24 protein-coding genes, 1 tRNA gene and 2 pseudogenes are annotated in these 21220 nt (G+C 72.1%); 7 read left to right on the top strand and 20 right to left on the bottom strand.

Annotated features, from left to right (window positions below; translation table 11 throughout):
• Nucleotides 1-18: 18 nt before the first annotated feature.
• The 5 genes from K228_RS0119955 to K228_RS0119935 form a co-directional block, all read right to left on the bottom strand.
• Nucleotides 19-91: transfer RNA gene (locus tag K228_RS0119955), tRNA-Glu, on the bottom strand.
• A gap of 242 nt (nt 92-333) precedes the next feature.
• The gene (locus K228_RS0119950) at nt 334-1281 is read right to left on the bottom strand and encodes a MerR family transcriptional regulator (protein ID WP_025620031.1); all 948 of its coding nucleotides are present in this window, start codon (nt 1279-1281) and stop codon (nt 334-336) included.
• Nucleotides 1271-1870: an isopentenyl-diphosphate Delta-isomerase gene (idi, locus tag K228_RS0119945; RefSeq protein ID WP_025620030.1), complete on the bottom strand. Its 600-nt coding sequence runs from the start codon at nt 1868-1870 to the stop codon at nt 1271-1273. Before idi ends, K228_RS0119950 begins: the two co-directional genes overlap by 11 nt.
• Nucleotides 1867-3345: a phytoene desaturase family protein gene (gene crtI, locus K228_RS0119940; RefSeq protein WP_025620029.1), complete on the bottom strand. Its 1479-nt coding sequence runs from the start codon at nt 3343-3345 to the stop codon at nt 1867-1869. Before crtI ends, idi begins: the two co-directional genes overlap by 4 nt.
• A 29-nt stretch (nt 3346-3374) precedes the next feature.
• On the bottom strand, nt 3375-4529 hold the full coding sequence (locus K228_RS0119935; RefSeq protein WP_025620028.1) for a polyprenyl synthetase family protein: 1155 nt from the start codon (nt 4527-4529) through the stop codon (nt 3375-3377).
• Between the two features lie 65 nt (nt 4530-4594).
• On the opposite strand from K228_RS0119935, the gene K228_RS0119930 reads away from it, so the two are divergent.
• Nucleotides 4595-5536 (top strand): phytoene/squalene synthase family protein, encoded by a 942-nt coding sequence (locus K228_RS0119930; protein WP_025620027.1) that lies wholly within the window; start codon nt 4595-4597, stop codon nt 5534-5536.
• A 162-nt stretch (nt 5537-5698) separates the two neighbouring features.
• Nucleotides 5699-7153 carry an MmgE/PrpD family protein gene (locus K228_RS0119925; protein ID WP_025620026.1) on the top strand — a complete coding sequence of 485 codons (1455 nt, stop codon included), beginning with the start codon at nt 5699-5701 and terminating at the stop codon, nt 7151-7153.
• A gap of 5 nt (nt 7154-7158) precedes the next feature.
• On the opposite strand, the gene K228_RS0119920 is transcribed toward K228_RS0119925, so the two are convergent.
• On the bottom strand, nt 7159-7920 hold the full coding sequence (locus K228_RS0119920) for a crotonase/enoyl-CoA hydratase family protein (RefSeq protein ID WP_025620025.1): 762 nt from the start codon (nt 7918-7920) through the stop codon (nt 7159-7161).
• Nucleotides 7921-8045: 125 nt separating this feature from the next.
• Here K228_RS0119920 and bluB point away from each other — a divergent pair, with 125 nt between their 5' ends.
• A complete protein-coding gene (gene bluB, locus K228_RS0119915; protein WP_025620024.1) occupies nt 8046-8675 on the top strand; it encodes a 5,6-dimethylbenzimidazole synthase in 630 nt (209 codons plus the stop codon).
• Nucleotides 8676-8687: 12 nt separating this feature from the next.
• On the opposite strand, the gene K228_RS0119910 is transcribed toward bluB, so the two are convergent.
• Both K228_RS0119910 and K228_RS0119905 read right to left on the bottom strand, forming a co-directional pair.
• Nucleotides 8688-9830 (bottom strand): LysM peptidoglycan-binding domain-containing protein, encoded by a 1143-nt coding sequence (locus K228_RS0119910; protein WP_025620023.1) that lies wholly within the window; start codon nt 9828-9830, stop codon nt 8688-8690.
• A 14-nt stretch (nt 9831-9844) separates the two neighbouring features.
• A complete protein-coding gene (locus tag K228_RS0119905; RefSeq protein ID WP_025620022.1) occupies nt 9845-10282 on the bottom strand; it encodes a pilus assembly protein TadG-related protein in 438 nt (145 codons plus the stop codon).
• Here K228_RS0119905 and K228_RS0119900 point away from each other — a divergent pair.
• Nucleotides 10263-10490, top strand: a pseudogene (locus tag K228_RS0119900) (MOSC domain-containing protein); the annotation flags it as partial. The gene K228_RS0119905 and the pseudogene K228_RS0119900 overlap by 20 nt on opposite strands.
• Here K228_RS0119900 and K228_RS0119895 read toward each other — a convergent pair.
• Genes K228_RS0119895 through K228_RS0119850 form a run of 10 tightly spaced genes read right to left on the bottom strand, consistent with a single transcriptional unit; the run spans nt 10474 to nt 17972 of the window.
• The gene (locus K228_RS0119895; RefSeq protein WP_025620020.1) at nt 10474-11034 is read right to left on the bottom strand and encodes a TadE/TadG family type IV pilus assembly protein; all 561 of its coding nucleotides are present in this window, start codon (nt 11032-11034) and stop codon (nt 10474-10476) included. The pseudogene K228_RS0119900 and the gene K228_RS0119895 sit on opposite strands and share 17 nt — an antisense overlap.
• Nucleotides 11019-11438, bottom strand: a complete 420-nt coding sequence (locus K228_RS0119890; RefSeq protein WP_025620019.1) for a TadE/TadG family type IV pilus assembly protein — start codon at nt 11436-11438, stop codon at nt 11019-11021. Before K228_RS0119890 ends, K228_RS0119895 begins: the two co-directional genes overlap by 16 nt.
• A gap of 4 nt (nt 11439-11442) precedes the next feature.
• Nucleotides 11443-11637: a hypothetical protein gene (locus K228_RS0119885; protein WP_025620018.1), complete on the bottom strand. Its 195-nt coding sequence runs from the start codon at nt 11635-11637 to the stop codon at nt 11443-11445.
• 24 nt (nt 11638-11661) lie between these two features.
• Nucleotides 11662-12531 carry a type II secretion system F family protein gene (locus K228_RS0119880; protein WP_025620017.1) on the bottom strand — a complete coding sequence of 290 codons (870 nt, stop codon included), beginning with the start codon at nt 12529-12531 and terminating at the stop codon, nt 11662-11664.
• The gene (locus K228_RS0119875; RefSeq protein WP_050581011.1) at nt 12528-13430 is read right to left on the bottom strand and encodes a type II secretion system F family protein; all 903 of its coding nucleotides are present in this window, start codon (nt 13428-13430) and stop codon (nt 12528-12530) included. The genes K228_RS0119880 and K228_RS0119875 overlap by 4 nt, the downstream gene beginning before the upstream one ends.
• Nucleotides 13427-14953: a TadA family conjugal transfer-associated ATPase gene (locus tag K228_RS0119870; RefSeq protein WP_025620015.1), complete on the bottom strand. Its 1527-nt coding sequence runs from the start codon at nt 14951-14953 to the stop codon at nt 13427-13429. Before K228_RS0119870 ends, K228_RS0119875 begins: the two co-directional genes overlap by 4 nt.
• Complete coding sequence (locus K228_RS0119865; protein ID WP_025620014.1) at nt 14943-15770, bottom strand: CpaE/TadZ family protein; 828 nt, start codon at nt 15768-15770, stop codon at nt 14943-14945. The genes K228_RS0119870 and K228_RS0119865 overlap by 11 nt, the downstream gene beginning before the upstream one ends.
• Before the next feature lie 2 nt (nt 15771-15772).
• Nucleotides 15773-16432 carry an SAF domain-containing protein gene (locus K228_RS0119860; RefSeq protein ID WP_025620013.1) on the bottom strand — a complete coding sequence of 220 codons (660 nt, stop codon included), beginning with the start codon at nt 16430-16432 and terminating at the stop codon, nt 15773-15775.
• On the bottom strand, nt 16429-17436 hold the full coding sequence (locus tag K228_RS0119855; RefSeq protein WP_025620012.1) for a hypothetical protein: 1008 nt from the start codon (nt 17434-17436) through the stop codon (nt 16429-16431). Before K228_RS0119855 ends, K228_RS0119860 begins: the two co-directional genes overlap by 4 nt.
• A complete protein-coding gene (locus K228_RS0119850; protein WP_025620011.1) occupies nt 17430-17972 on the bottom strand; it encodes a hypothetical protein in 543 nt (180 codons plus the stop codon). Before K228_RS0119850 ends, K228_RS0119855 begins: the two co-directional genes overlap by 7 nt.
• A 369-nt stretch (nt 17973-18341) precedes the next feature.
• On the opposite strand from K228_RS0119850, the gene K228_RS0119845 reads away from it, so the two are divergent.
• Complete coding sequence (locus K228_RS0119845) at nt 18342-19103, top strand: prepilin peptidase (protein WP_025620010.1); 762 nt, start codon at nt 18342-18344, stop codon at nt 19101-19103.
• A gap of 168 nt (nt 19104-19271) precedes the next feature.
• Here the strand turns inward: K228_RS0119845 and K228_RS0119840 are convergent, their stop codons facing one another.
• Nucleotides 19272-19463, bottom strand: coding sequence for a DUF397 domain-containing protein (locus K228_RS0119840; RefSeq protein ID WP_025620009.1), 192 nt, complete (start codon nt 19461-19463; stop codon nt 19272-19274).
• On the bottom strand, nt 19450-20247 hold the full coding sequence (locus tag K228_RS0119835; protein WP_018735063.1) for a helix-turn-helix domain-containing protein: 798 nt from the start codon (nt 20245-20247) through the stop codon (nt 19450-19452). Before K228_RS0119835 ends, K228_RS0119840 begins: the two co-directional genes overlap by 14 nt.
• Before the next feature lie 443 nt (nt 20248-20690).
• On the opposite strand from K228_RS0119835, the gene K228_RS28935 reads away from it, so the two are divergent.
• A complete protein-coding gene (locus K228_RS28935; RefSeq protein WP_188116225.1) occupies nt 20691-20936 on the top strand; it encodes a hypothetical protein in 246 nt (81 codons plus the stop codon).
• Nucleotides 20937-21021: 85 nt separating this feature from the next.
• Nucleotides 21022-21220 (top strand): annotated as a pseudogene (locus K228_RS29680) (hypothetical protein); the annotation flags it as partial.

Genomic DNA, 21220 nt, shown 5'->3' with positions numbered 1-21220 from the left:
CCGACCGAGGTCGGACCGTGCCCCCAACGGGATTCGAACCCGTGCTACCGCCTTGAAAGGGCGGCGTCCTGGGCCGCTAGACGATGAGGGCGGCCCCGCCATCATTGCACACTCACAACTTCTGACGGTCTTGCTCCCATCCGGCCCCGCCGGAGGCTTGGAAAGCATACGTGATGGCGCGTCGCTCAGCCAAACCGACCCCGGATGTTCCCCTCAGGAACCGAAACCGTAGGTGAAGCCCGCTCCGGCCGGCTCGGCCCCGTGCCCGGCTCGCAGCCGGCTCGGTCCCGCAGGCAACTCGGCCCGCAGCCGGCCAGCCCCGCGGGCCGCCCCCTACCCCGCAGCTGACTGATCCAACGAGTCGCGTACGGCTGCCGCGAGCGAGAGTGCCTCGGCGAGGTTGGCCGGGCGCACCACCCCGGCGGGGAGGCTGTCTGCCCGCCAGCCGGGCCCGGCCGCAAACACCAGCAACGGCCGACGCGGGCCCGCGAGCAGGGCGGTGAGCTGGGTGGGATCGGCGGTGCTTCGCGTCTGCGACCACAGCACGACCGCTGCCGGGCCGGTCCGGTGGACCGCACCCAGCAGCGCCCGCACCGGCACTCGGGCACCGAGCAGCCGGTGGGCGATTCCGGCTTCGGCCAGCGCCGCGCCGAGCGCCTCCAGCGGCAGGCTGTGCTGCTCCTCGTCGGCGCAGGAGAGCAGGATGCGGGGTGGCCCGTTGGGCGCGTGAGCGCGGACCACCGCGGCGAACGCCTCCGACACGCAGCGGGACACCAGATGCTCGACCTCGATCAGCGCCGCTGTGGCGGCGTGCCGTTCGCCGAGTCCGGCGAGCACTGGTCGCAGCAGTGTGTCCCAGGTGACGACCACGCCGCCGGTGCGGATGGCGCGGTCGATCACCTCGTTGATGGCGTTCGAGTCAAGTCGCATGGCGGCCCGGGCCAGGCCTCGAGCGGCCGGGCCGGACCGGCCCACCGGGATTGTCGCGCCGCCGCCGCCGTCGCGCGCCCCCCGTCCCTCGGTCCGGGGAGCCGGCCCGGGAAGCGCGGCGTCGGGGGCCTGAACGGCCCAACGGGCGGCTTCGGCCGGGGCGACGCCGTTGGCGGTGAGCCGCCGCATGGTCTCCAGGCGGATCAGGTCGGCCGGGGTATAGCGACGGTGGCGCCCGGGGACATGCTCGCTGGGCCCCAGCCCGTAGCGCTGATGCCAGGTACGCAGGGTCGTCACCGCGATCCCCAGCCGACGGGCGACGACACCCGCGCTCAGTGCCTCATCCGCCACCTGTCCGCTCCGGAGCGTCCTCGGCCGCCAGCGTGGGCTGACGCAGGGTGGGCTCGCCCGGGTGCAGCAGCCGGTCAAGCACCCCACCCAGCCACGGGGCGTACGCGTGTGGGTCGGCGTCGAGCTCCGCTGCCAGCTCAGCCGGGGGCACCCAGCGCAGCTCGGCGACCTCCTCCGGATCTGGGCGCAGCGGGGCGCGGTCCGGCAGGTCGCCCCGGAGGACGTGGTCGTACTCGAACTCGACCCTGCCGGTGGCCGGGTCCTCGGCCCGGTAGACGTAGACGCCGACCTCGGTCAGCTCGACCGGGGCGGCGCCCAACTCCTCGCCGAGCCGGCGGTTGGCGGCGATCGTCAACGGCTCCCCGGGCAACGGGTGGCCGCAGCAGGTGTTGGCCCAGCGCAACGGGAACCGGGTCTTCACCGCGGCCCGGCGCTGGAGCAGGACCCGGCCGGCGGGGTCGACGAGCAGCACCGAGAAGGCGCGGTGCAACCACCCCGGTGGTTGGTGTGCGGCGAGCACCGTGGCCTGACCGGTCGCCGTACCGGCCTCGTCCACCAGCTCGACCAGGTGGGCTTCTCGGCCGGTCATGAAGGGACTCCCGTCACCCGCGCGGCGGCGAGCTTGCCGGAGATCAGCACCATCGGCACCCCGACCCCGGGCTGGGTGCCCGAGCCGACGAAGACCACGTTCGCGAATCCGCGATGCAGGGTGGGCGGGCGGAACGGCCCGGTCTGGCGGAGGCTGTGCGCGGAGGCGAATGGCGTACCGGCGGCCATGCCCTGCTCCGCCCACTCGGCGGGGGTGATCGTCCGCAGCACCTCGATGCCGTCTCCGAAGCCCACGTAGCCGCGCTCCTCCAGCGTTCGCACCAGCCGGTCCGCGTAGCGGGCGGCCAAGCCGCCCCGCCAGTCGAACGGGGCCCGGTCGAGGTTCGGCACCGGCGCCAGCACGTAGTAGGCGTGCCGGTCGGCGGGGGCGACCGACGGGTCGGTCCGGCTCGGGTTGGTGACCAGCAGCGACGGGTCGCTCATCAGCTCGCCCCGGCGGATGACCTCGTCGAAGGTGCCTCGCCACGCCCGCCCGAAGTGGATGTTGTGATGAGCGATCTTCGCATAGCTCTGCGTTGACCCGACGTGCAGGACCACGCAGGAGGGGGAGTAGGTCAACCGGCGGTGCCGGGTCTGAAGCAGCTCTCGGTGCGCCACCGGCAGGTCCGGGTTGAGCACCACCACGTCGGCGGGGACGAACTCCCCGCTGGCGGTCCGGACGCCGGTCGCCCGGTCGGCGGCGGTCTCCACCTGGGTCACGGTGGTGTCGTACCGGAACTGCACCCCATGTTTCTCGGCGGCGCCGGCCATGGCCCGCGAGACGGCGTGGACGCCGCCGCGCGGGAAGTACACCCCGGCTACGGAGTCCAGGTACGCGATAACCGCGTAGATGGCGAGCGCGTCGTGCGGCGCGAGCCCGGCATACATCGCCTGGAAGGAGAAGACGCGCTGGGTACGCGGGTCCCGGAAGAACTGGTTGATCTTCGTTTGAAGCCGCCGGAAGGCACCGCCGGCGAGCAGCTTCAGCAGGTTCCCGGTGAGCAGGTCGGCGGGCGCGTCCAGGTTACGTTCGATGAAGTCGGCCCGCTCGAGGCGCCACAGCTCCCGGGCGTAGTCGACGAAGCGGAGGTAGCCGTCGGCCTCCCGCGGGCCGCAGACCTTCGCGATCTCGGCGGCCATCCGGGCCGTGTCGGTGATCACGTCCAGCGTGGAGCCGTCCGGATAGTACGCCCGGTAGGCGGGGTCGAGGGGGCTCAGTTCGAGCCAGTCGTCGAGCTCCTCGCCGACTGCGTGCAGCGCCTCGGCGATCAGCTCCGGCATGGTCAGCACCGTGGGACCGGTGTCGAACTCGTACCCGTCAACGCTGAGTCGGCCGGCCCGACCACCCGGCACCGACTCGCGTTCCAGCACCGTCACCTGGCGACCGCTGCCCGCCAGGTGCAGCGCGCAGGCCAGCCCACCGAGCCCGGCACCGACGATCACGACCCGGTCCGTACGCCCGCGCACTGTGCGCACCTGGCTACCTCCTCGAGTAAACGCCCCCATCATGCTCGCCGGTGGGTGGCGACGGCGGCGAGACCGGCGAGCGCGGTCCGTGCGGTGTCACCGATCGATGACTCAGCAAGGGTGTCGAGTGCTTCGGCGACCCGGTCGGAGATCATCTGCTCGACCTGGGTGACAGCACCGGTCTCCGCGACCACCTCCGCCAGGCGCGCGACCTCTCGGCCGTCCGCACCCGCACCGACCTGGTCGAGGGCCCGGCGCTGCGCGGGATCGGCCCGGCTGCGGGCCAGCATGAGCAGCGCGGTCGGCTTGCCGGTACGCAGATCATCACCGGCGGGTTTACCGGTGGTGGCCGGGTCGCCGTAGACGCCGAGCAGGTCGTCGCAGAGTTGGAACGCCTCGCCGACGGCCTGGCCGTAGCGGGTGTACGCAGCGATCAGTGGGGAGTCGGCACCGACGCCGGCCAGGCGGGCACCGAAGAGTAGCGGCCACTGCACTGTGTAGCTGGCGGTCTTGTAGCGGGCAACCTGCAGGGCCCGCTCCACCGACCAGTTCGTCGGGTCACTCTCGCCGAGGACGTCGAGGTATTGCCCGGCGACGGTCTCCACCCGCATCTGGTCGTAGCAGCGCCGGACCTCCAGCAGCCGGGCCGGCGGCAGGACGGCCTGCGCGAGGAGCCGGTCGGCCCAGACCAGACAGAGGTCGCCGACGAGGATGGCGACGTTCTCGCCGAACTTGCCGGAGTCGCCGTGGCGCCCGGCCGCGGCGTGCTGGGCGGCGACCGCGACGTGTGCGGTGGGCCGGCCGCGTCGGGTGGCCGAGGAGTCCATCACGTCGTCGTGGGTGAGCGCGAAGGCGTGCAGCAGCTCCAGCGCGGCGAGCGCCGGCAGCACGGGGGGCAGCGGCTCGGCGCCGCCGACCACGCCCCGCCACCCCCAGTAGGCGAAGGTCGGTCGGAGCCGCTTCCCACCGGCCAGCACGCTGTCGCGGGCGATGGTGGCGAACCCGCCGGCACTTGAGTCGATCGCGGCCAGTGCGTCGATCTCGGTGTCGAGGAAGTCGACGAGCGTGTCGTCAACCGCGGCGACGACCTCCTCGGTGTAGGCGGCCAAGCGGGCGCGGACCGAGTCGGTTTCGCCACCGCGGCGGGCCGGGATGACCCGGGGGGCTCTACCCACAACTGCGTCGTTGGCCATGCGCGGGAGCATACCCTAGGGTTACGAGTTGCGTCGATTCATGCGTCGAATTGAGGGAGGGGCCGGTGGACACGGATCTCACCGCCGCCTACGACCGATGCCGTGAGCTACACCGACACCACGGCCGCACCTACTATCTCGCCACCCGGCTGCTTCCCGCCTGGAAACGGCGACATGTGCATGCTTTGTATGGTTTCACCCGCTATGCGGACGAGATTGTTGACCGAACCGAGGAGTTGCCCGCGGCGCGTCGGGCCGCACAGCTGGACGACTGGGCCCGGCGGTTCATCGCCGGCCTGCACGGTGAGTCGGTCAATGACCCGCTGCTCCCCGCCGTGCTGCACACCATCGCCGTCTTCAACCTGAACCGAGACGACTTCGCGTCGTTTCTCCACAGCATGGCGATGGACCTGACCGTCAGCTCCTACCCCACCTACGACGACCTGCTCCACTACATGGAGGGCTCCGCCGCCGTCATCGGCACAATGATGCTGCCGATCCTCGGCAGCGCCGACCCGGCCGCGGCCCGCGAGCCCGCCCGCCAGCTCGGCTTCGCCTTCCAACTGACGAACTTCATCCGGGATGTCGCCGAAGACCTCGACCGCGGCCGGACCTACCTGCCGGACGAGGACCTGACCCGCTTCGGTGTCACCCGCGACGACCTCCTGGCCGCCCGCGCAGCCGGCCGGACCAGCGAACCGATTCGGGGGTTGATCCAGTACGAGGTGGCCCGAGCCCAGGCACACTACGCTGCCGCCGCACCCGGGATCACCCTGCTCGACCCCGCCTCACAGGCCTGCATCCGCACCGCGTACACGCTCTACGGGGGCATCCTCGACGAGGTCGCCGAACAGGGCTTCGATGTCTTCGCCCGACGAGCCCGGGTGCCGCAGCACCACCGACTGGCGGAGGCCGCCCGTGCCCTACTCACCCGAACCGGCACCCCCGTCCGGGTGCCCGGCCCCCCACTGCGGGAGCCCACGTCTTCCGCGAACCTGCCGCGCTGACCTCCCCAGGACCGCAGGGGGCGGGGCTTGCCGTTGCCCCAGCGGGTTTTGCCGTTGTTGGAGCGGTTTGCCGTTTTTGAAAGTTTCGCCGCCTCTGGCGGTGGGAAGCCCCGGCTGGAGGCAATCGCCTCCAACAACGTCGGAAGAGACGGAGGGGCGGGCGTGACCGGTACATCACCCACCAACCCGGACGAGTCGACCAACCCAAACAAGTCCACCGAACCGGACGGGCCGACCGAGCCGGACGGGCCGACCGGTCGGCTCGTCACCTGGCTGGCGGAGACCTCGATCGACGCCATCCCAGTCGACGTCGCCGCCCGGGCCCGGCACCTGATTCTGGACGGTATCGGTTGCCTCCTGGTCGGTGCCCGACTGCCCTGGTCCCGGATCGCTGTGCGGAGCCTGACCGTCGAGCCCGGCTCCAGCCTGGTCGCCGGGTGGGACCGCACCACCGACGCGTCCACGGCGGCGCTGCTGAACAGCAGCTTCATCCAGGGCTTCGAGCTCGACGACGTGTCGTACCGGATTCCCTGGCATGCCAACGCGGTGTTGCTGCCGGTGCTGCTGGCCGTGGCCGGCCGCCGTGGAACGGTCACCGGGGCGGACCTCCTCCGGGCCCAGGTGTTGGGTTTCGAGACCGGGGCCCGGGTCGGCCGGGCGCTGGGCGGATCACAGCTACTGACCCAGGGCTGGCACTCCGGCGCGGTCTTCGGCGGGCTGGGAGCGGCAGCCGCTGGCGGGGTGCTGTACGACCTGACCCCCGCCCGGTTCGAGGACACGCTGGGCATCGCCGCGACCCAGTCGGGCGGGTTGATGGCCGCGCAGTACGGGTCGATGGTCAAGCGCATGCAACACGGCTTTGGCGCCCGCAACGGCCTGGTCGCGGCGACCCTGGCGGCCGGCGACTACGTCGGGATCAAGCGGGTCTTCGAACGCGGCTACGGCGGGTATCTCGCGGCCTTCACCGCGCAGCACGACTCCGATCCGTCGGCGATCGGCGACGCGCTCGGCGAACGCTGGTATCTGCTGGAACAGACGATCAAGCCGTACGCGGCGATGGTGTTCACCCACCCGTCGATCGACGCCGCGCTGGCGCTGCGGGCGACGGAGGGCTTCGATCCCGGTGCGATCGAACGGATCGAGGTCGAGGTCGCCGAGTCCGTCTTCGACCATGCGGTCTTCCCGCTTGACCGGCCGATCGAAAGCGTCGCCGCGCAGATGTCCGTCTGTTACACGACGGCGGCGGCGCTCCTGGACGGGGCGGTCTCGGTGGAGCAGTTCCGACGGGAGCGGCTGGACCAGGACGACGTGTGGCGGTTGATCGACCGGATGACCGTGAACCGCGTGTCCGGACCGGCGTCCGCGGGGCGGGTGCGCCTGACCACCGATGATGGTCAGACCCACGAGCAGCACACCGAAACGCCGCTCGGCTCGGTGGAGCGTCCACTCAGCAACGGCGCCATCGTGGACAAGTATCGGGACCTGACCGGGCCGATCCTGGACCGACAACGACAGCAGGCTATCGAGGACCTGGTGCTGCACCTGGACGAGCGCCGGGACGCCCCGGCGGCGCTACTCGCGCTGCTCGCCCCGACAGTCCGCGGCGCGCTGGACTGACCCGTTCAGGCCCCGGCACCGTGCCGACCGGCACCCGCGGCGAACCGGGCCGCCCCGGCAGCCGCATCGGCGGCCAGCGACTCCATCCCGTACGTCAGCTCGGTCGCTAGCGCCGCCGGCTCCGGCAGCGCCGCCGTGGCCAGCACCGCAGCCCGATCGTTGCGCAGACAGGTCTGCGGGTGCCCAGCGAGCTCCGCGGCCAACTGCTCGGCTGCGGTCCGCGCCGTACCGGGGGCCACCAGCCGGTTCACCAGACCCATCGCGTGCGCCTCGGGCGCCGGCACCGGACGGCCGGTGAGGATCAGGTCCATCGCCCGGCTCTCGCCGATCAGTCGGGGCAGCCGGAACGTCCCACCGTCGATTAGGGGTACGCCCCAACGCCGGCAGAAGACGCCGAGCACCGCGTCCTCCTCGGCGACCCGCAGGTCGCACCAGAGCGCCAACTCCAGCCCACCCGCCACCGCGTACCCGGAGACCGCCGCGATCACCGGCTTGGACAGCGTCATCCGGGTGGGACCCATCGGGCCGTCCCCGTCCGGTGCGACCCGGTTGCCGTTGGGGGTGCCGATCGCCTTCAGGTCAGCACCGGAGCAGAACGTGCCGCCCGCACCGCAGAGCACCGCCACCGCCGCGTCCGGGTCGGCCTCGAAGGCGCGGAACGCGTCGGCCAGCGCCCGCGCGGTCGGACCGTCCACGGCGTTCCGCGCCTGCGGCCGATCCAGGATCACTGTGGTCACCATCGCGGACCGTTCGACGCGTACGCCCATCGGGACAGCATGGCCCCGGCGGTGTCCGGCACGCCAGTGTCGAAACCCGACCTCGGCGTGCAGATTGGCATCGTCCCTGAATATCGGATTAGATTACTCGACGACGTGATCATGCGAGGTGCCCAATGGACCTGTACGACGTCATCCACCGCCGCCGGGACGTGCGGGCGCAGTTCACCGGGGCGCCGGTGCCCACGGAGACCCTGGACCGGGTGCTCGCCGCCGCCCACGCGGCACCGAGCGTCGGATACTCGCAGCCGTGGGACTTCATCCTGGTCCGCGACCCGGAGCTGCGCCGCGCCTTCCACGAGCACGTCAGCGCCGAGCGAGAGGTCTTCGCCGCGACGCTGACCGGGGAGGCGGCCGAAAGGTTCGCCCGCATCAAGATCGACGGGGTGCTGGAGTCCAGCCTGTCGATCGTCGTCACCTACGACCCGGCCCGGGGTGGCTCGGCGGTCCTCGGCCGGCACGCTATCGCCGACACCGGGCTCTACTCGGCCTGCCTGGCCATCCAGAACCTCTGGCTCGCCGCGACCGCCGAGGAGCTCGGCGTCGGCTGGGTGTCGTTCTACCGGGAGCAGTGGCTCGCCGAGCTGCTCCGGATCCCGGCCGGGATCCGTCCGGTGGCCTGGCTCTGCCTCGGCCCGGTCACCCACTTCGAGGCGGTGCCCGACCTGGCCCGGCATGGCTGGCGGAGCAAGCGCCCGCTGGCCGAGGCCGTACATACCGACGGCTGGGGCGACGCGCCAGCGTAGGTGCCGCCGGAGTCAGTCCCGCCGGTGTCGGCCAGTCGGCAGTTCCCACTGCTGTTGACCGCTCGGCAGCCCCCGACGGTCGGTTCCGGTGCGCGCGGTCGCCGGGCGTCGACGCAGGCCGAGCACCGCGCCGATCTGCGCGCCGACGATGCTCGACACGGCGAGGACCGCCGAGACGGCGAGCGGCCGGTTCACCCGGTTCGGGTCGCCGGGACCGGCCGCGCCCACGGCCACGATCGGCACCTCCGCCGCCGAATCCGGAGCGGTCTGGTCCGCGGCTGCCGTATCCGTCGGGGACGCGTCCGAAACCGCCGTCCCCGAAACAGCCGACTCCGCAGGTGACGGCGGCGTTGCCTGCTCGGCCGGTGCCGGCGCGGGTGGCCGGGGCGGGGTCGGTCGGGCAACCAGCCGTCCGGTGGCGTGGGGGCCGGGGCCACGGTCGTGGGCCTCGGCAGGCAGCCGCAGCAGCTGACCCGGGTGGATGCGGTCCGGGTCGGCCAGCCGGTTCAGCGTGGCCAGGCTCCGGTAGTCCTCGAACCCGTCCAGGTACCGCGCGGCGATCGATCCGAGGTGGTCGCCCCTGGCCACCCGATAGACCGGTGCCCGCTCCGGTGCACCGGCCCGCTCGGTGGTTGACGCGGCGGCTGCGGCAGTGGACGCGACGGTCGGCGCGGCGGCTGCCATGGGTGCTGTTGGACCCGCCACCGCCCTGGATGTGGCCGGGCCCGCCGCAACCGCCGTGGGTGCTGTCGGGCCCGCCGCCACCGCCGCCGCGCTGGCCGCCACGGGGCTCGCCACCAAGATCAATGCGACTGCACCGACCAGCGCGGCGGCGGCCCGCTGCTGCCGGCCCATCCCCGGCAACCGGGGGGCGGGGCGACGGACGGCGAGGGCACCCAACTCGACCAGCACCGAGAGGGCGAACGTGGCCCAGCCCGCCCAGCCGGCCACCGCCAACGCCCGGATGAAGAGCTGGCCGTCGTCGCGGCTGGTCAGCGCAGTGCCGATCTCACCGAGGGTCGGCACCTGCGCCGGCAGGGGGTTACCGGCGAACGCGAGCAGCGCCACCGGGGCGCCGACCAACAGCACACAGAGCAGGGCGAGCGCGCCGAACCCGGTGAGCAGCCGGCCAAGGAGACGAGCCGATGTGGACATGGCGGCCTTCCTTCCTACAGTCCGCCGGTCAGCGCCCGAGCGGTCGCCTCCCCGGTGACGTTGACGGTGTCGTCGAAGCCGACGAGGCCGAGCAGCGACCTCTCGTAGGTGACCGTGACCCGCACCCGAACCACGGTCTCCCCGTCAACCACCGGAAAGCTGACGGTGTGTGCGCTGGCACCGGCGGCGGCGAGATACTCGGCCACCGCCCGTCGCGCCTTCGGCTCGTCGATCCGCTTCGGCCCTCCCTCGATCGCGGTGGCCAGATCGATCGACTGCCCTCCGGCGCGGGCGGCTTCGCTGGCGAGGTTGTCGGCTCGTTGCAGCGCGCGCAGCTGCCCGGCCCCATCGAAGGCGAGCGCCACCACGGTGAGAATGCCCAGGGCGGCGATGGCCAGAAAGATGCTGACCCGGCCCGAATCGGCGCGGCCCGAGGCGGCGCCGACTGTCATCCTGCGGCCACAGCAGCTACAGACCCGCTGCGTCATGATCGACATGACGCAGGGCGATCTGCCCGAGGATGGCCGGCTCCTCAAGGCCGTCGCCGAACGACCAGACCTGACCTTCGGCGTGTGGGCGACCGTCGTTCGCCCCGGCCGCATCGCCGTGGGCGACACCGTGACAGTGAGGTCCCGCACGCTCATCACCACCCACCTGTAGCCGACTTCGACACCGGTGCGGCGTCAACCGCCGCGACCCCGAGAGCTCGGCTCCGGTAACGGTCCAGTGGTGAGGTGAAGCTGGCCGACACCCGACGGCTGTTCGGCATCCCCGGAATGGTGTCCAGCCGCAGGTCGGACAGGTCGACGGTGCAGGAGAGCCGAACGGTCACCGCGGCCTGCTGGCCGATCGGGCTCCGGAACGCGGCGGCGAAGCTGGTCGCCTGGCCGTTGACGGTTCCGCTGAGGTCGACCGTCGGCGTACTCGTGCAGTTGAGACCACGCCAGTCGAGCTGCCGGACGGCCGCCTCCCGGGCCCGCTCGGCGGCGGTGCCCGCGTCGCGGGAGATGGAGGCGGCGCGGGCGGCGTCGTGCGCCGCCGCCTCGACGGCCTCGGCCGCGACCGCGGTACGCCCGGCGACTCCGGCGAGGACCATCAGCCCGATGAAGGCCGGCGCGAGGATCGCCGCCTCGACGGAGACCGACCCGCGGTCGCGCTGCCGGTCACCGTGTCGACCACGGTCGCGGATCACGGCTCCGTCCACCGTTCCACCGTCCCGTGTGCGCTCTCGCTGATCGAGAAGTCGACGCCGGGCACGACGGAGAGCGAACGGCCGCGGACGGTGCAGGTCACGTCGGCCGCGTCGGTCTGGCAACTCGGCCCCGGGGAGTCCCAGTCGACCAGCCAGCCACCGGCCGCGGCGAGGAAGCGTCGCGCCCGGTCCGCGCCCGCGTCCGGCGGGGCGTTGAGCACCCGCTGCGCGTTGACCCCGCTCTGCGCCGCGTGCATCGCCGTGGAGCGGGCGATGAAGACGGCGGCCACCTGGATCGCCCCGAAGAGCAGCACGAAGATCACCGGCATCACCACCGCCAGCTCCACCGGGTTGGCGCCCCGGTCCGTGCCGCCGAGCCGTCGGCGCAGCGCGAGGCAGGCCCGTCGCACGTGCATCGGATCAGGGCGCGGTCGGAATAGCGTTCATCCAGCCCTCCGCCCGGGTGGCGACGAGCGCCGTGACGGTGATCGCGGCGGCCACCAGACCAAAGATGATCACGGCGGTGGGGACGGGGCTGTCCCCCCGCTCGCGGTCGGAGCGCAGCTCGGCCAGGCGCGCGGTCAGCGCGACCTGTAGGTAGGTGAACAGGGGCATGGCGGGCTCCTTGTCGGACGGTTGTCAGAGACGGGCGAGGAACGGGTAGGTGGCGAAACCAAGCAGTACGAAGACGAGCAGGGCACCCGGGATGTCCAGTCGGCCGGTTATCCCTTCCGCCCGAGCCAGGTTGTCGGTGCGGATCTGGTCGCGCAGTGAGTCGGCCCGGCTGCGCAGGGTCTCGTGCACCTGCGCGCCCTCGCTGCCCGAGGAGCGCATGATCGCGCCGACGTCGCCGAGCTCGGGAATGCCGATCTGGTCGGCGAGCTCCCGCAGCTCGTCCCAGGGCGAGTGCATCTGGAGCTGGGCGAGGCGCAGCGACTCCCGGATCCGGTCGAAGACCCAGCCGTCGCAGACCTCCGCCGCCCGCTCCAGCGACTGCACCGGCCCGTGCGCGGCGGAGAGCTGCAACGCCACCAGATCCAGGTAGGTGCAGACGGCGGCGCGGAACTCACCGCGGGCCGCCTCCGCCTTGGTCAGCACCGCGCGGTGCGCGAGCCACGCGCAGATCAGCGCCAGGCCGATGCTGCCCAGCACCGGTACGGCCACCGGCAGCCCCACGCCCGTGGCGGCGAAGGTGACGCTGAGCAGGGTGGGCGAGGCGAGTCCGATCAACGCGGAGAGCAGTAGTGACAGGGCGTACTGCTCGGGGGTGCGGCCGAGCAGGGCGAGCTGTTGGTGCGGCGGACGCAGCCACCGGGCGACCCCGGTCAGCCACTCCAGCCGCTGGCCGGCCGGCCCGGCCGGGTGGGACGCCCCCGGCGGCTGGTGCAGCCGCCGCAGCGCGGGACCGAGCGCCGGGGTCGCCGGAAGGAGCTCCTGAACCACCAGGAAAACCCCGAGCCCGGCCATCGCCCCGGCGGTGACCGCGATGGTCAACAGCCAGTTCGTCACGTCAGCACCTCCTGCAGCTCGGGCGCCGACAGGAAGCGGGCCGGCCGCTGCGGCTGACTCATCGCGCGGACCCAGGCCAGCAGGACGATGAAGGACACCCCGAGTATCGCCATCACGAGTTGCCCGGTCGGGGTGCCGTACGGGCGGATGTAGTCGGTGTTCAGCAGCCCGTACGCGAGCACCGCCAGGGTCATGCCGGTGAGGAAGCGGACCGCGAACCGGGGCTGGGTACGTTTGGCCTCGATCTCCCGCCGGGTGGTGACCTCGGCGCTGGCGGCTGCGGCGATCGAGCCGAGTACGTCGCCGAGGCGCTCTCCCCGATCGGTCAGGTGCAGAATCAGCGCCGCCACCACCTGGTCGCAGACCGGGTCGGCGATCTCGTCGGCGAAGGCCAGCAGGGCGGGCCGGGCCAGCCAGCCGGCCTGGAGGCGGGCGGCGAGCAGCCGTACCTCCTCCTGGATCTCCTCCGGCGCGGTGGCGACGGTGCCGGTGATCGCCGCCTGCAGGCCCTGCCCGGTGGCCGAGATGTCCTTGAGTCGTCGGGTCCACTCACCGACCGCCTCGATTCGGGCGATGGCCCGCTGCTCGGCCCGGCCCACCGAGAAGAGCCATGGTGTGCCGGGAACCGCGACGGCGACCAGCAGACCGACCACCGGGAGCCCGGTCAGCAGGAAGCCCAGCGCGCCGCCGAACACCGCGCCGCCGAGGAGCAGCTGGTGGAAGCGGCGCTCCCGCGCCGTGGTGCCGAAGCCAAAGCGGCTGATCCCGCGCCGGGCTCCGGGGCCCGGCCCGGGTGGACGGCGGGTGCCGACGATCGCGACGACGGCCAGCAGCAGCCCGGCCACGCAGGCGGCGCCGGAGAGCACCGCGATGAGTTCGATGTCGACCGCGGCGTTCATCGTTGGGCCAGCCGAGTCTGCCGGGGGCGCCGCCACGCGCCGCTGCCCGCCTCGATCCACCGGCTCAGCAGTCGGGTGTCGTAGCCGACCCGCAGGAGCTGCGCGCGGATCCGCTCCGGTAGATGCCGGGGCACCGCCCGCCCGTCCGCACCGGGTCCGAAGACCGTGGTGGTGGTGATCCGGTCGCTGTCGCCGACGCCGATCACCTCCTCGATGTGGGAGACGAAGCGGTGCTTGCGACCGCCGATGGCGGTCTCGTCCTCGATGGTGACGTAGACGATCAGGTCGAGGGCGTTGCCGGCCATCCGACGGGCCTGGTCCACAGTCATCTCCCGGCCGTGCGCCAGGGCCAGCTCGATGATCCGGTCGCCGACGCCGGCCGGGGTGCGGGCGTGGATCGTGCACATCGAGCCGCGGCTGGTGGTCATCGCCTGGAGCATCGGCACGATCTCCCGGGAGCGGACCTCGCCGACGATGATCCGCAGTACGCCCATCCGCAGCGACACCGGGATGAGGTCGGCGATGCTGACCTCGCCGGCCGGGCGGCCGTCCGGCCGGCGTTCGCCATGCCCCTCGCGGGCTTCGAAGCTCATCACCGCCCGGTGTCGGTCACCGCGGCGGGCCGGTAGCAGCTCCCGGCTCTCCTCCAGCAACACGTACGGCTCATCGGCCGGGATCTCGTTCATCAGGGCCCGGATGACGGTCGTCTTACCTGCCCCAGCCAGGCCGGCGACCATGATGTTCAGGCCGGCGCGCAGGGCGGCGCGGAGGAAGTCGCGCAGCAGCGGGTCGAGCATCTCGTCCAGGTCGGCCCGGCCGCCGGCGAGGTCGTCCAGCCCCACATCGAGCGTGTTGTGTTTGCGGATCACCGCGTAGGGGCGGTGGCTGACCAGGAACACCGCGGCGAGCCGGCTGCCGTCGGGCAGCTGCAGGTCGAGGGTGGGCTTGGAGGTGGAGAGTGAGCGTTCGGTGGCGCCCGCCCGCCGGGCCGCCGCCTGCAGGATCTCCACCAACTCCTCGTCACTGTCGGCGATCGGCTCGATCCAGTCGACCCCGCCGCCGCGCCGGGTGACGCGCACCTGGTCGCAGCCGAGGATGTGCACCTCTTCGATGCTCTCGTCCACCAGCAGGGTCTGCAGTCGGCCGAGCCCGGCCAGCTCGGCGGTCACCTGGTCGAGCAGGAGCCGTTCCTCGTCGGCGGTGAGCGGGGTGCCGGCCCGACGGACGGCGTCGGCGTATGCGGAGACGACCGCGACCGCCAGCCGGGCGCGCTCGGTGTCTTCGGCGTCGGGGTCGAACTCCCGGCCACGCTGCCAGTGGGTGAGCCGTTCGCTGAGCTCTCGGCGCAGCTCCCGGACGACCTGGAAGTCGACCCGGGGGCGGGGTGGTGGCTCCGGCCGGGCAGCTGCGGGCCCCGGCTGCCGGCCGTTCGGCGCGGCCAGCGGGGGCGCGGTCGAGGTGGCCGTCGGGGCGGCGGCCGGGGGGTGCCGCCGGGGGTCGGCGGAGACGGGTTCAAATCGCATTCGACGCCTCCTGCGTTACCGCGCCGGCGCCCTCGTGGCCCGCCGCCGGCCAGGCCAAGCGGGCCCGCCGCCGGTCCAGCAGCGTCCCGATCGGCACCTCCAGCTCGCTGGCGGCGCGCAGCAGCGGCCGACCGACCCGCACGGTCCCCCCGAGGGTCAACACCTCGGCGGTACGCGGGTCGTGTGGCAGCCGCGCGATGACTGGTAGTTGCAACGCCTTGCTGATCTCGCCGCGCCCGTGCCCGTCGCCGACCAGCAGCAGCCGCAGCGTGCCCGGAGCAACCCGGTGCTCGGTGAAGTCCCGCTGGATCGCCCGGACCAGCGCGCGGGTGGCCGAGACCTCGGGCAGCCGCGCCCGGGTGACCACCAGCACCACCGAGGCGGCGCGCAGGAGCGGCCAGGGCGGGCCGGGTACGTGCAGGCGGCCACAGTCGACGAGGACGTCGTACGGCGGGTCGCCGTGGTCGAGTTCGGTGAAGAAGTCGGCGAACCGCTGCCAGAGCGGGGTGACGCTGCCGGCCTGGGCGGGGTCGACCACGCCGGGCAGCAGCAGCCGCTCCCGTTTCGGGGCGTCCAGGTCGACCAGCTGCGACCAGAACGTCGCCTCCAGGTTGCCGTCCCGCAGCTCCCCGACGGCCAACTCGCCGATGCCCCGGGGCCCGTCGAGCGTGCCCCCGAGGTAGCCGGCGAGCAGGGATCCGCCCGCCGGGTCGCACTCGGCGAGCACCAGCCGCCGGTGCCAGGTCAGGGCGCAGGCCAGCGCCGAGGTGGTGACCCCCGGCGAGCCCTTCGCGGCGACCAGCGCGATGATCGCCATGCTCAGGCCGCCTCGGTGAGCACGATGGCGATCCGGTCCTGGGCCACCAGCGCCGCGACCGCCGGCACGTCCCGTACGGCGAGCGCCAGGTAGACCACCATCTCGTCGTCGTTTCCGACGATGTTGGCGTCGATCACGGTGGCCTCGAATCGGGTCGCCGTGGTGACTGACCGGTCGTCGTTGCCGGCCGGGGTGCTGACCAGGGACACCTTGTCACCGGGGTGCAGTTGGCGGGCCGGCGCCTGGGACAGGTCCAGGCCCACCGAGAGCTGCTGCTGGCCGGCGGTGAGCAGTGGTTTGTCGGTGAGCTGTTCCATGGTGAGCAGCGTTCCGGGGACAAGCGACACCTTCGCCCGCTTCCCGACCACCTCGCCCTGCTGCCCGGCCGGCACCGGGGAGAGCCCCGCCCCACCGGCGACCTGCACGGTCACCAGGTCGTCAGCGCTAACCACGCGGCCGACCTCGACCGGTCGGGCCACCGCCAGGTAGCTGCCGGTGGCACGGACCGCGTTGACGGCGAAGGCCGAGCCGAGGCCGCCGAGGGCGATCAGGAGGACGGCGAGGCCGAGCAGGCCGGGGCGCATCCGGCGCTGCCGGAGCACCTTGGGCGGGGCGATCGGGGCGTCGGCTGTCGCCGCCGCGTTGCTGGTCACGAGGCTCACTGGGTTACCACCTGAAGCTCATCGATTTCAATCGTCACGGTGCCGCTGGTCCGGGTGACCTCGAAGCTGTCGCTCTCGCCGCCGCCGCTCCAGCTCACCGTCCAGTGCGTGGTCGCCTGGATCTGGTAGTTGCCGGGCTCCGGGTAGCCGCTGTGGTAGCCGCAGTCCGGGGAACGCTTTCCGGCCAGGGGGCTGTCCGACTCGTACGCCGTTCCGGGGCCGGAGCAGGTCACCTTGGTGCCGTTGCCCATGTCCCAGCTCACCCGGGTGACCTCCGCCGCGATCCAGACGGTCAACCCCCGGTCGCTGGCGGAGGCCTGCTGCGGGCCGAAGTAGTGCCGGGGCTGGCCGGAACCGGCCGTGCTGGCCCACATCCACACCGGCAGGCCGACCAGCCCGGAGCCGATGCGCCGGCGGGGGGCGACGGCCACCCTCGGCGGGAGCAGGTCGATCGAGGCGAGCGCCGCCCGGGCCAGTTCCGCCGGGTCGGGCGGGGTGCCGAAGCCGGGCGGCGGGGCGTCGAGCAGCTCCGTCCGCTGCGAGCCGAGATCGCCCCCGTTGCAGGTCAGCAGATACCAGTCGAAGCCCTCCGGGGTGCCCTCGGGCCGGGGCTCGATCAGCTTGTAGTAGCAACCGTCGCCGTTGTGGAACCAGCCGAGCACCTCGTCGTAGCAGGGGACGACCTGGCCGTCCCACTGGCAGGTCGCACCGCCGCCGCCCCCGCCGTCACCGGGGCCACCATCTCCCGGGCCACCGCCGTCACCGGGCTCGTCGTCCCAGACCTCGCAGGTGGTCTGCGTGGGTGGGCAGATCACATCCGGCGGATCGGCGGCCGGCTCGGCGGCAACGGGCAGCGCGACGGCGGCTGGTGCGGCGACAACGGGCGGCGCGGCGGCGGCTGGTGCGGCGGCAGCGGCCAGGCCGACGGTGATCAGCACTGCCAGCCCGGTGGTGGCCAGCGCCGACAGCGAGGTGCGGCGCGATCGGGCGGCCCGGGTCAGCATGGCTGGTCCTCATGGGAGGCGCCGGTGTTGATCAGCCAGCGGCCGTCCGGATATCGGGCCGCGGTCACGGTGGCCAGATGCCGGGTGCTCTCGCTACCGGGGACGACCCGTTCGTCTTCCGCGTAGACCAGCCGCCAGCCGGTCGCGTCGAGGCAGTCCTGGATCTCGACGGTGGCCGGGACACCCGCGAGATCCACTGCGGTCACGACGGGGTCCGACCGGAGGGTGCCGATGCGGATGGCGCCGTGCTCTTTGGCGGTGCGGATGGTGAACCGAACCCGGGTCAACAACGGGTCGGCCAGGTAGGTGGTGAGTTCCGGGTGGTGTGGGTCGCTGTCGCCACTCGCTTCCTGGGTCACAGCGAGATATCCGGAATAGGCGATGAGCGCGGCTTTCCGAGCATTTCGCTCGTCCGCCTCCCCCGGCGTCGGGGCAGGTTGATCAACCACGCTCACCGTCTCGACCGGCGCCGCCCGGTCGGTGCCGCAGCCGGCCACGGCACCCAACACCGCGCCCACCACCAGGTACGCCGACACGCCCCTGAGCTGCCTTCCTCGCACTGTCCCGACCCTCCTCGTCGACCCCCACCGGGCGGTCGCTACCCGGTGAATCCGGACATGCGGAAGCGCGGCCGGATGCTGTCATCCGGGCCCCAGACAAGGCATCCGCATTTACCGTTACCGACTTGTAAGAAAGATGACTCTCACCCCGCCCGCAGTTTCTTGATCGAATGGTTGCAGGGTCGCATTGCACTCAATGGGCGAGCATAGGCTGACGACAGCCGATACAACAGGGGCAATTCAGGTGAACACGCTCAGTAATGAGAGGCGGTGGGGCGTGGAGCCCTCGGGTCAGGTCAGTCAAGACCGAAGCGCTGCCCAACAATTACTGTCCGTATCCATCCGTTGGAGTTCGCCATGACGGTGACCGGTTCCCGCCGTACCGCACCCCGCGCACTACTGGCCGCGCTCGCGGTCACCCCGGTGCTCCGGCTCGCCGCCGTACGGCACTCCGTACCGGTGGGGGTGGCGGCCCGGCTCGGCTGCGACGCCTGTGGCGCCCCGATCAGCCTGACCCAACCGGGGCCGGCGATCGGGCCGCGCGCCCGGTGCGGCGGGTGCGGCGCGCGGGTCGGCCCCCCACCCGGCACGGTGGAGGTCGCCGCGCTCGCCGCCGGCCTGACGCTGCTGCTGGCCGGCGGGCCCATCATCGAGCTGGCCGCGGTGGCCTGGTGGCTCGGCTGGGCGGTGCCGCTCGCCTTCGTCGACGCCGCGGTGCACCGGCTGCCGGACCGACTCACCGGCCCCGCCACCCTCGGTACCTGGCTGCTGCTCGGAGTGGCCGCGACCCTCGACACCGGGTACGCCCCCTGGCTGCGCGCCACCGCCGCCGGGCTCGGCCTGGGCCTGCTCTTCGCCACCAGCACCCTCCTGCTCGGCCGGCGGGGCTTCGGGCTCGGCGACGCGAAGCTCGCGGTCGGGGTGGGTCTGCTCCTGGGCTGGCACGGCTGGCCGGTTCTGGTGCTCGGGCTACTGCTCGCCTTCACCCTCGCCGCAGTGACCGCCCTGGCGCTGCTCGCCACCGGGCGGGCCCGCTGGTCCAGCCACCTGCCCTTCGGCCCGTTCCTCCTGCTCGCCACCCCGGCCACGCTGCTGCTCACCGGGTGACAGGAGAGCGTCGCCGGACCGCCAACGCGGTCAGCGAGTGGCGCCAGGACGACGAAGCGCCCGTCCCCTGGAAATCCGCCAGGTGGGGACGGGCGCTTCGTCGGGTTGGGACGGGCGCAGGTCGGGTTGACACCCGGATCGGGATGACCTCGCTGATGCCGGGGTGGGTCAGTCGCGGCCGGGCACCTGGGCGACGAACGCCCGCCACGCCCCCGGCCCGAACACCAGCGCCGGCCCGGTCGGGTCCTTGGAATCCCGCACCCCGACGATGCCAGAAAGGTTGTCGGCGACCTCGACGCAGTCGCCGCCGCTCGTGCCGCTGCGAGTGGACTTCTTCCAGCGAGCATTACTGAGGTTCATGCAGGTACTCCGCTTCCTTGATCAGCGCGACCGATGAGGCTTGCGGGAGGGCGACGCCTCGCACACTCTCCCACCTGGTCTGAAGGGTAGCTACCCCTTCCTCTGATGTGACGACCTCGCCGGCCAGCTGATCTTCCAGGTGCACTACCCGGCTTCCGTCCGGGAGCATCGCCAGGGCTAGGGGCCCGGAGAGCCCCGCGTGCAGACCCGCGGCCGTGGGAATCACGTGAATGTGGAGGTACGGCAGCTCCGCCATCCGGAGCAGATGTGCGAGCTGCTCGGCCATGATGGCGTCCCCGAGCCGAAGCGCCCCCTCGTTGATGACGGCCACGACCTGCGGCGGCCGGTCGCGGGTCAGGATCTTCTGCCGCTCCAGCCGAGCCGAGACCTGCTGCTCCACCTCGAACTCAGGCCGGGTGTCGTCAAACCGCAGGACCGTGCGGGCATAGTTCTCGGTCTGGAGCAGGCCCGGAATCAGATTCGGGTGAAAGTAGCGGAGTTGCCGTGCGACCGCCTCGGCCTCCAGCCAGGGCTTGAACCAGGCCGGCTGCTCGTCCCGATGCGCCAACCGCAGCAGCGACTCGAAGAGGCCGCCGGTCTCCAGGATCTCGTCCGCCCGACATGCGTACGGCAGGTCAGTCATGCGGGTGCCGGTCTCCACCGCCGACACGGTCGACGCCGAGTAGTTCGTTCGACGCCCGAACTCCTCCTGACTCATGCCGGCGAGCGCCCGCTGTCGACGGAGCTGCACCCGGATGAGATCAGCGGCACGTTCAGATTCCATCGGCCCTCCAGAGGTTCTTCTAGATCGCCACACCACGCCAGCCCAACAAGCAAGATCGCCAAGCGCCGCCAGCCGAACTGCCAAGATCACCAAGCGCCGCCAGCCGAATCCCCAAGATCGCCAGACGTCGCCAGAAAATGAGCAAGATCGCCAGACGTCGCCAGCCCTACCAGCAAGATCGCCAAGCTTCGCCAGGAAAAGAGCACGTTCGCCAGACCCTCGCCAGGATCAGCATGAAGCCCTTCCGCCGCCAGGTGGTTAACACAGAGAGTGAATTGAGACGGCGTGAGCCGGTGGAGGACTTTCCCGCCGGAGGCGCCTGTCGGACCGCCCCCACCCCGAACTGTCGGTGGGGGCGGTCCCTCCAAACGACATCGAGGAGGTCGACATGCGTACTCGCTGGTTCAGTTGGCGTCGGAGGAACACCGCACCGTCCCGCCCACATGACACGAACGCGCCGTACCGCGCAGGCGGGGCACATCGAGCGGGTGGGGCACATCGAGCGGGTGGGGCACATCGAGCGAACAGAGCACCCCGCAACAACGCTCCGTACCGCGCAAGCCGGCCGCACCGGGCGAACGAGCCGCACCGGGCGAATGCTGCACAGCGCCCTGCGGCACCGAATCGCCCAGCGGCACCGGAGCCGGCTCGGCCAGCGAACCTGCCGGTCAACCTACCTGCCTGGATGACTCAACCCACCCTCGCCGACCCCCAACCCGGACGCGTCGGCTGGCTCACCCCCGCCCAACAATGGCGAGCCAACGGAGGCCGCTGGTGAACCCCCACCACCTACCCCAACCACGACTCGGCCCCCACCCCCAACACCCCCGCCACCAAGCAGGAAACCGACCACCCCACACACCCCTACGACCCATCTGGACCTGCCGCGCCTGCGGCCACCCCTGGCCCTGCGCCGAAGCCCGCCTCCTCCTCAAAGCCGAATACGAAACCCGACAACCAAGCCTCACCATCT

This window comes from Salinispora cortesiana (genome assembly GCF_000484695.1).
GTDB lineage: Bacteria > Actinomycetota > Actinomycetes > Mycobacteriales > Micromonosporaceae > Micromonospora > Micromonospora cortesiana.
This window is presented reverse-complemented; position numbering and strand designations above follow the sequence as displayed.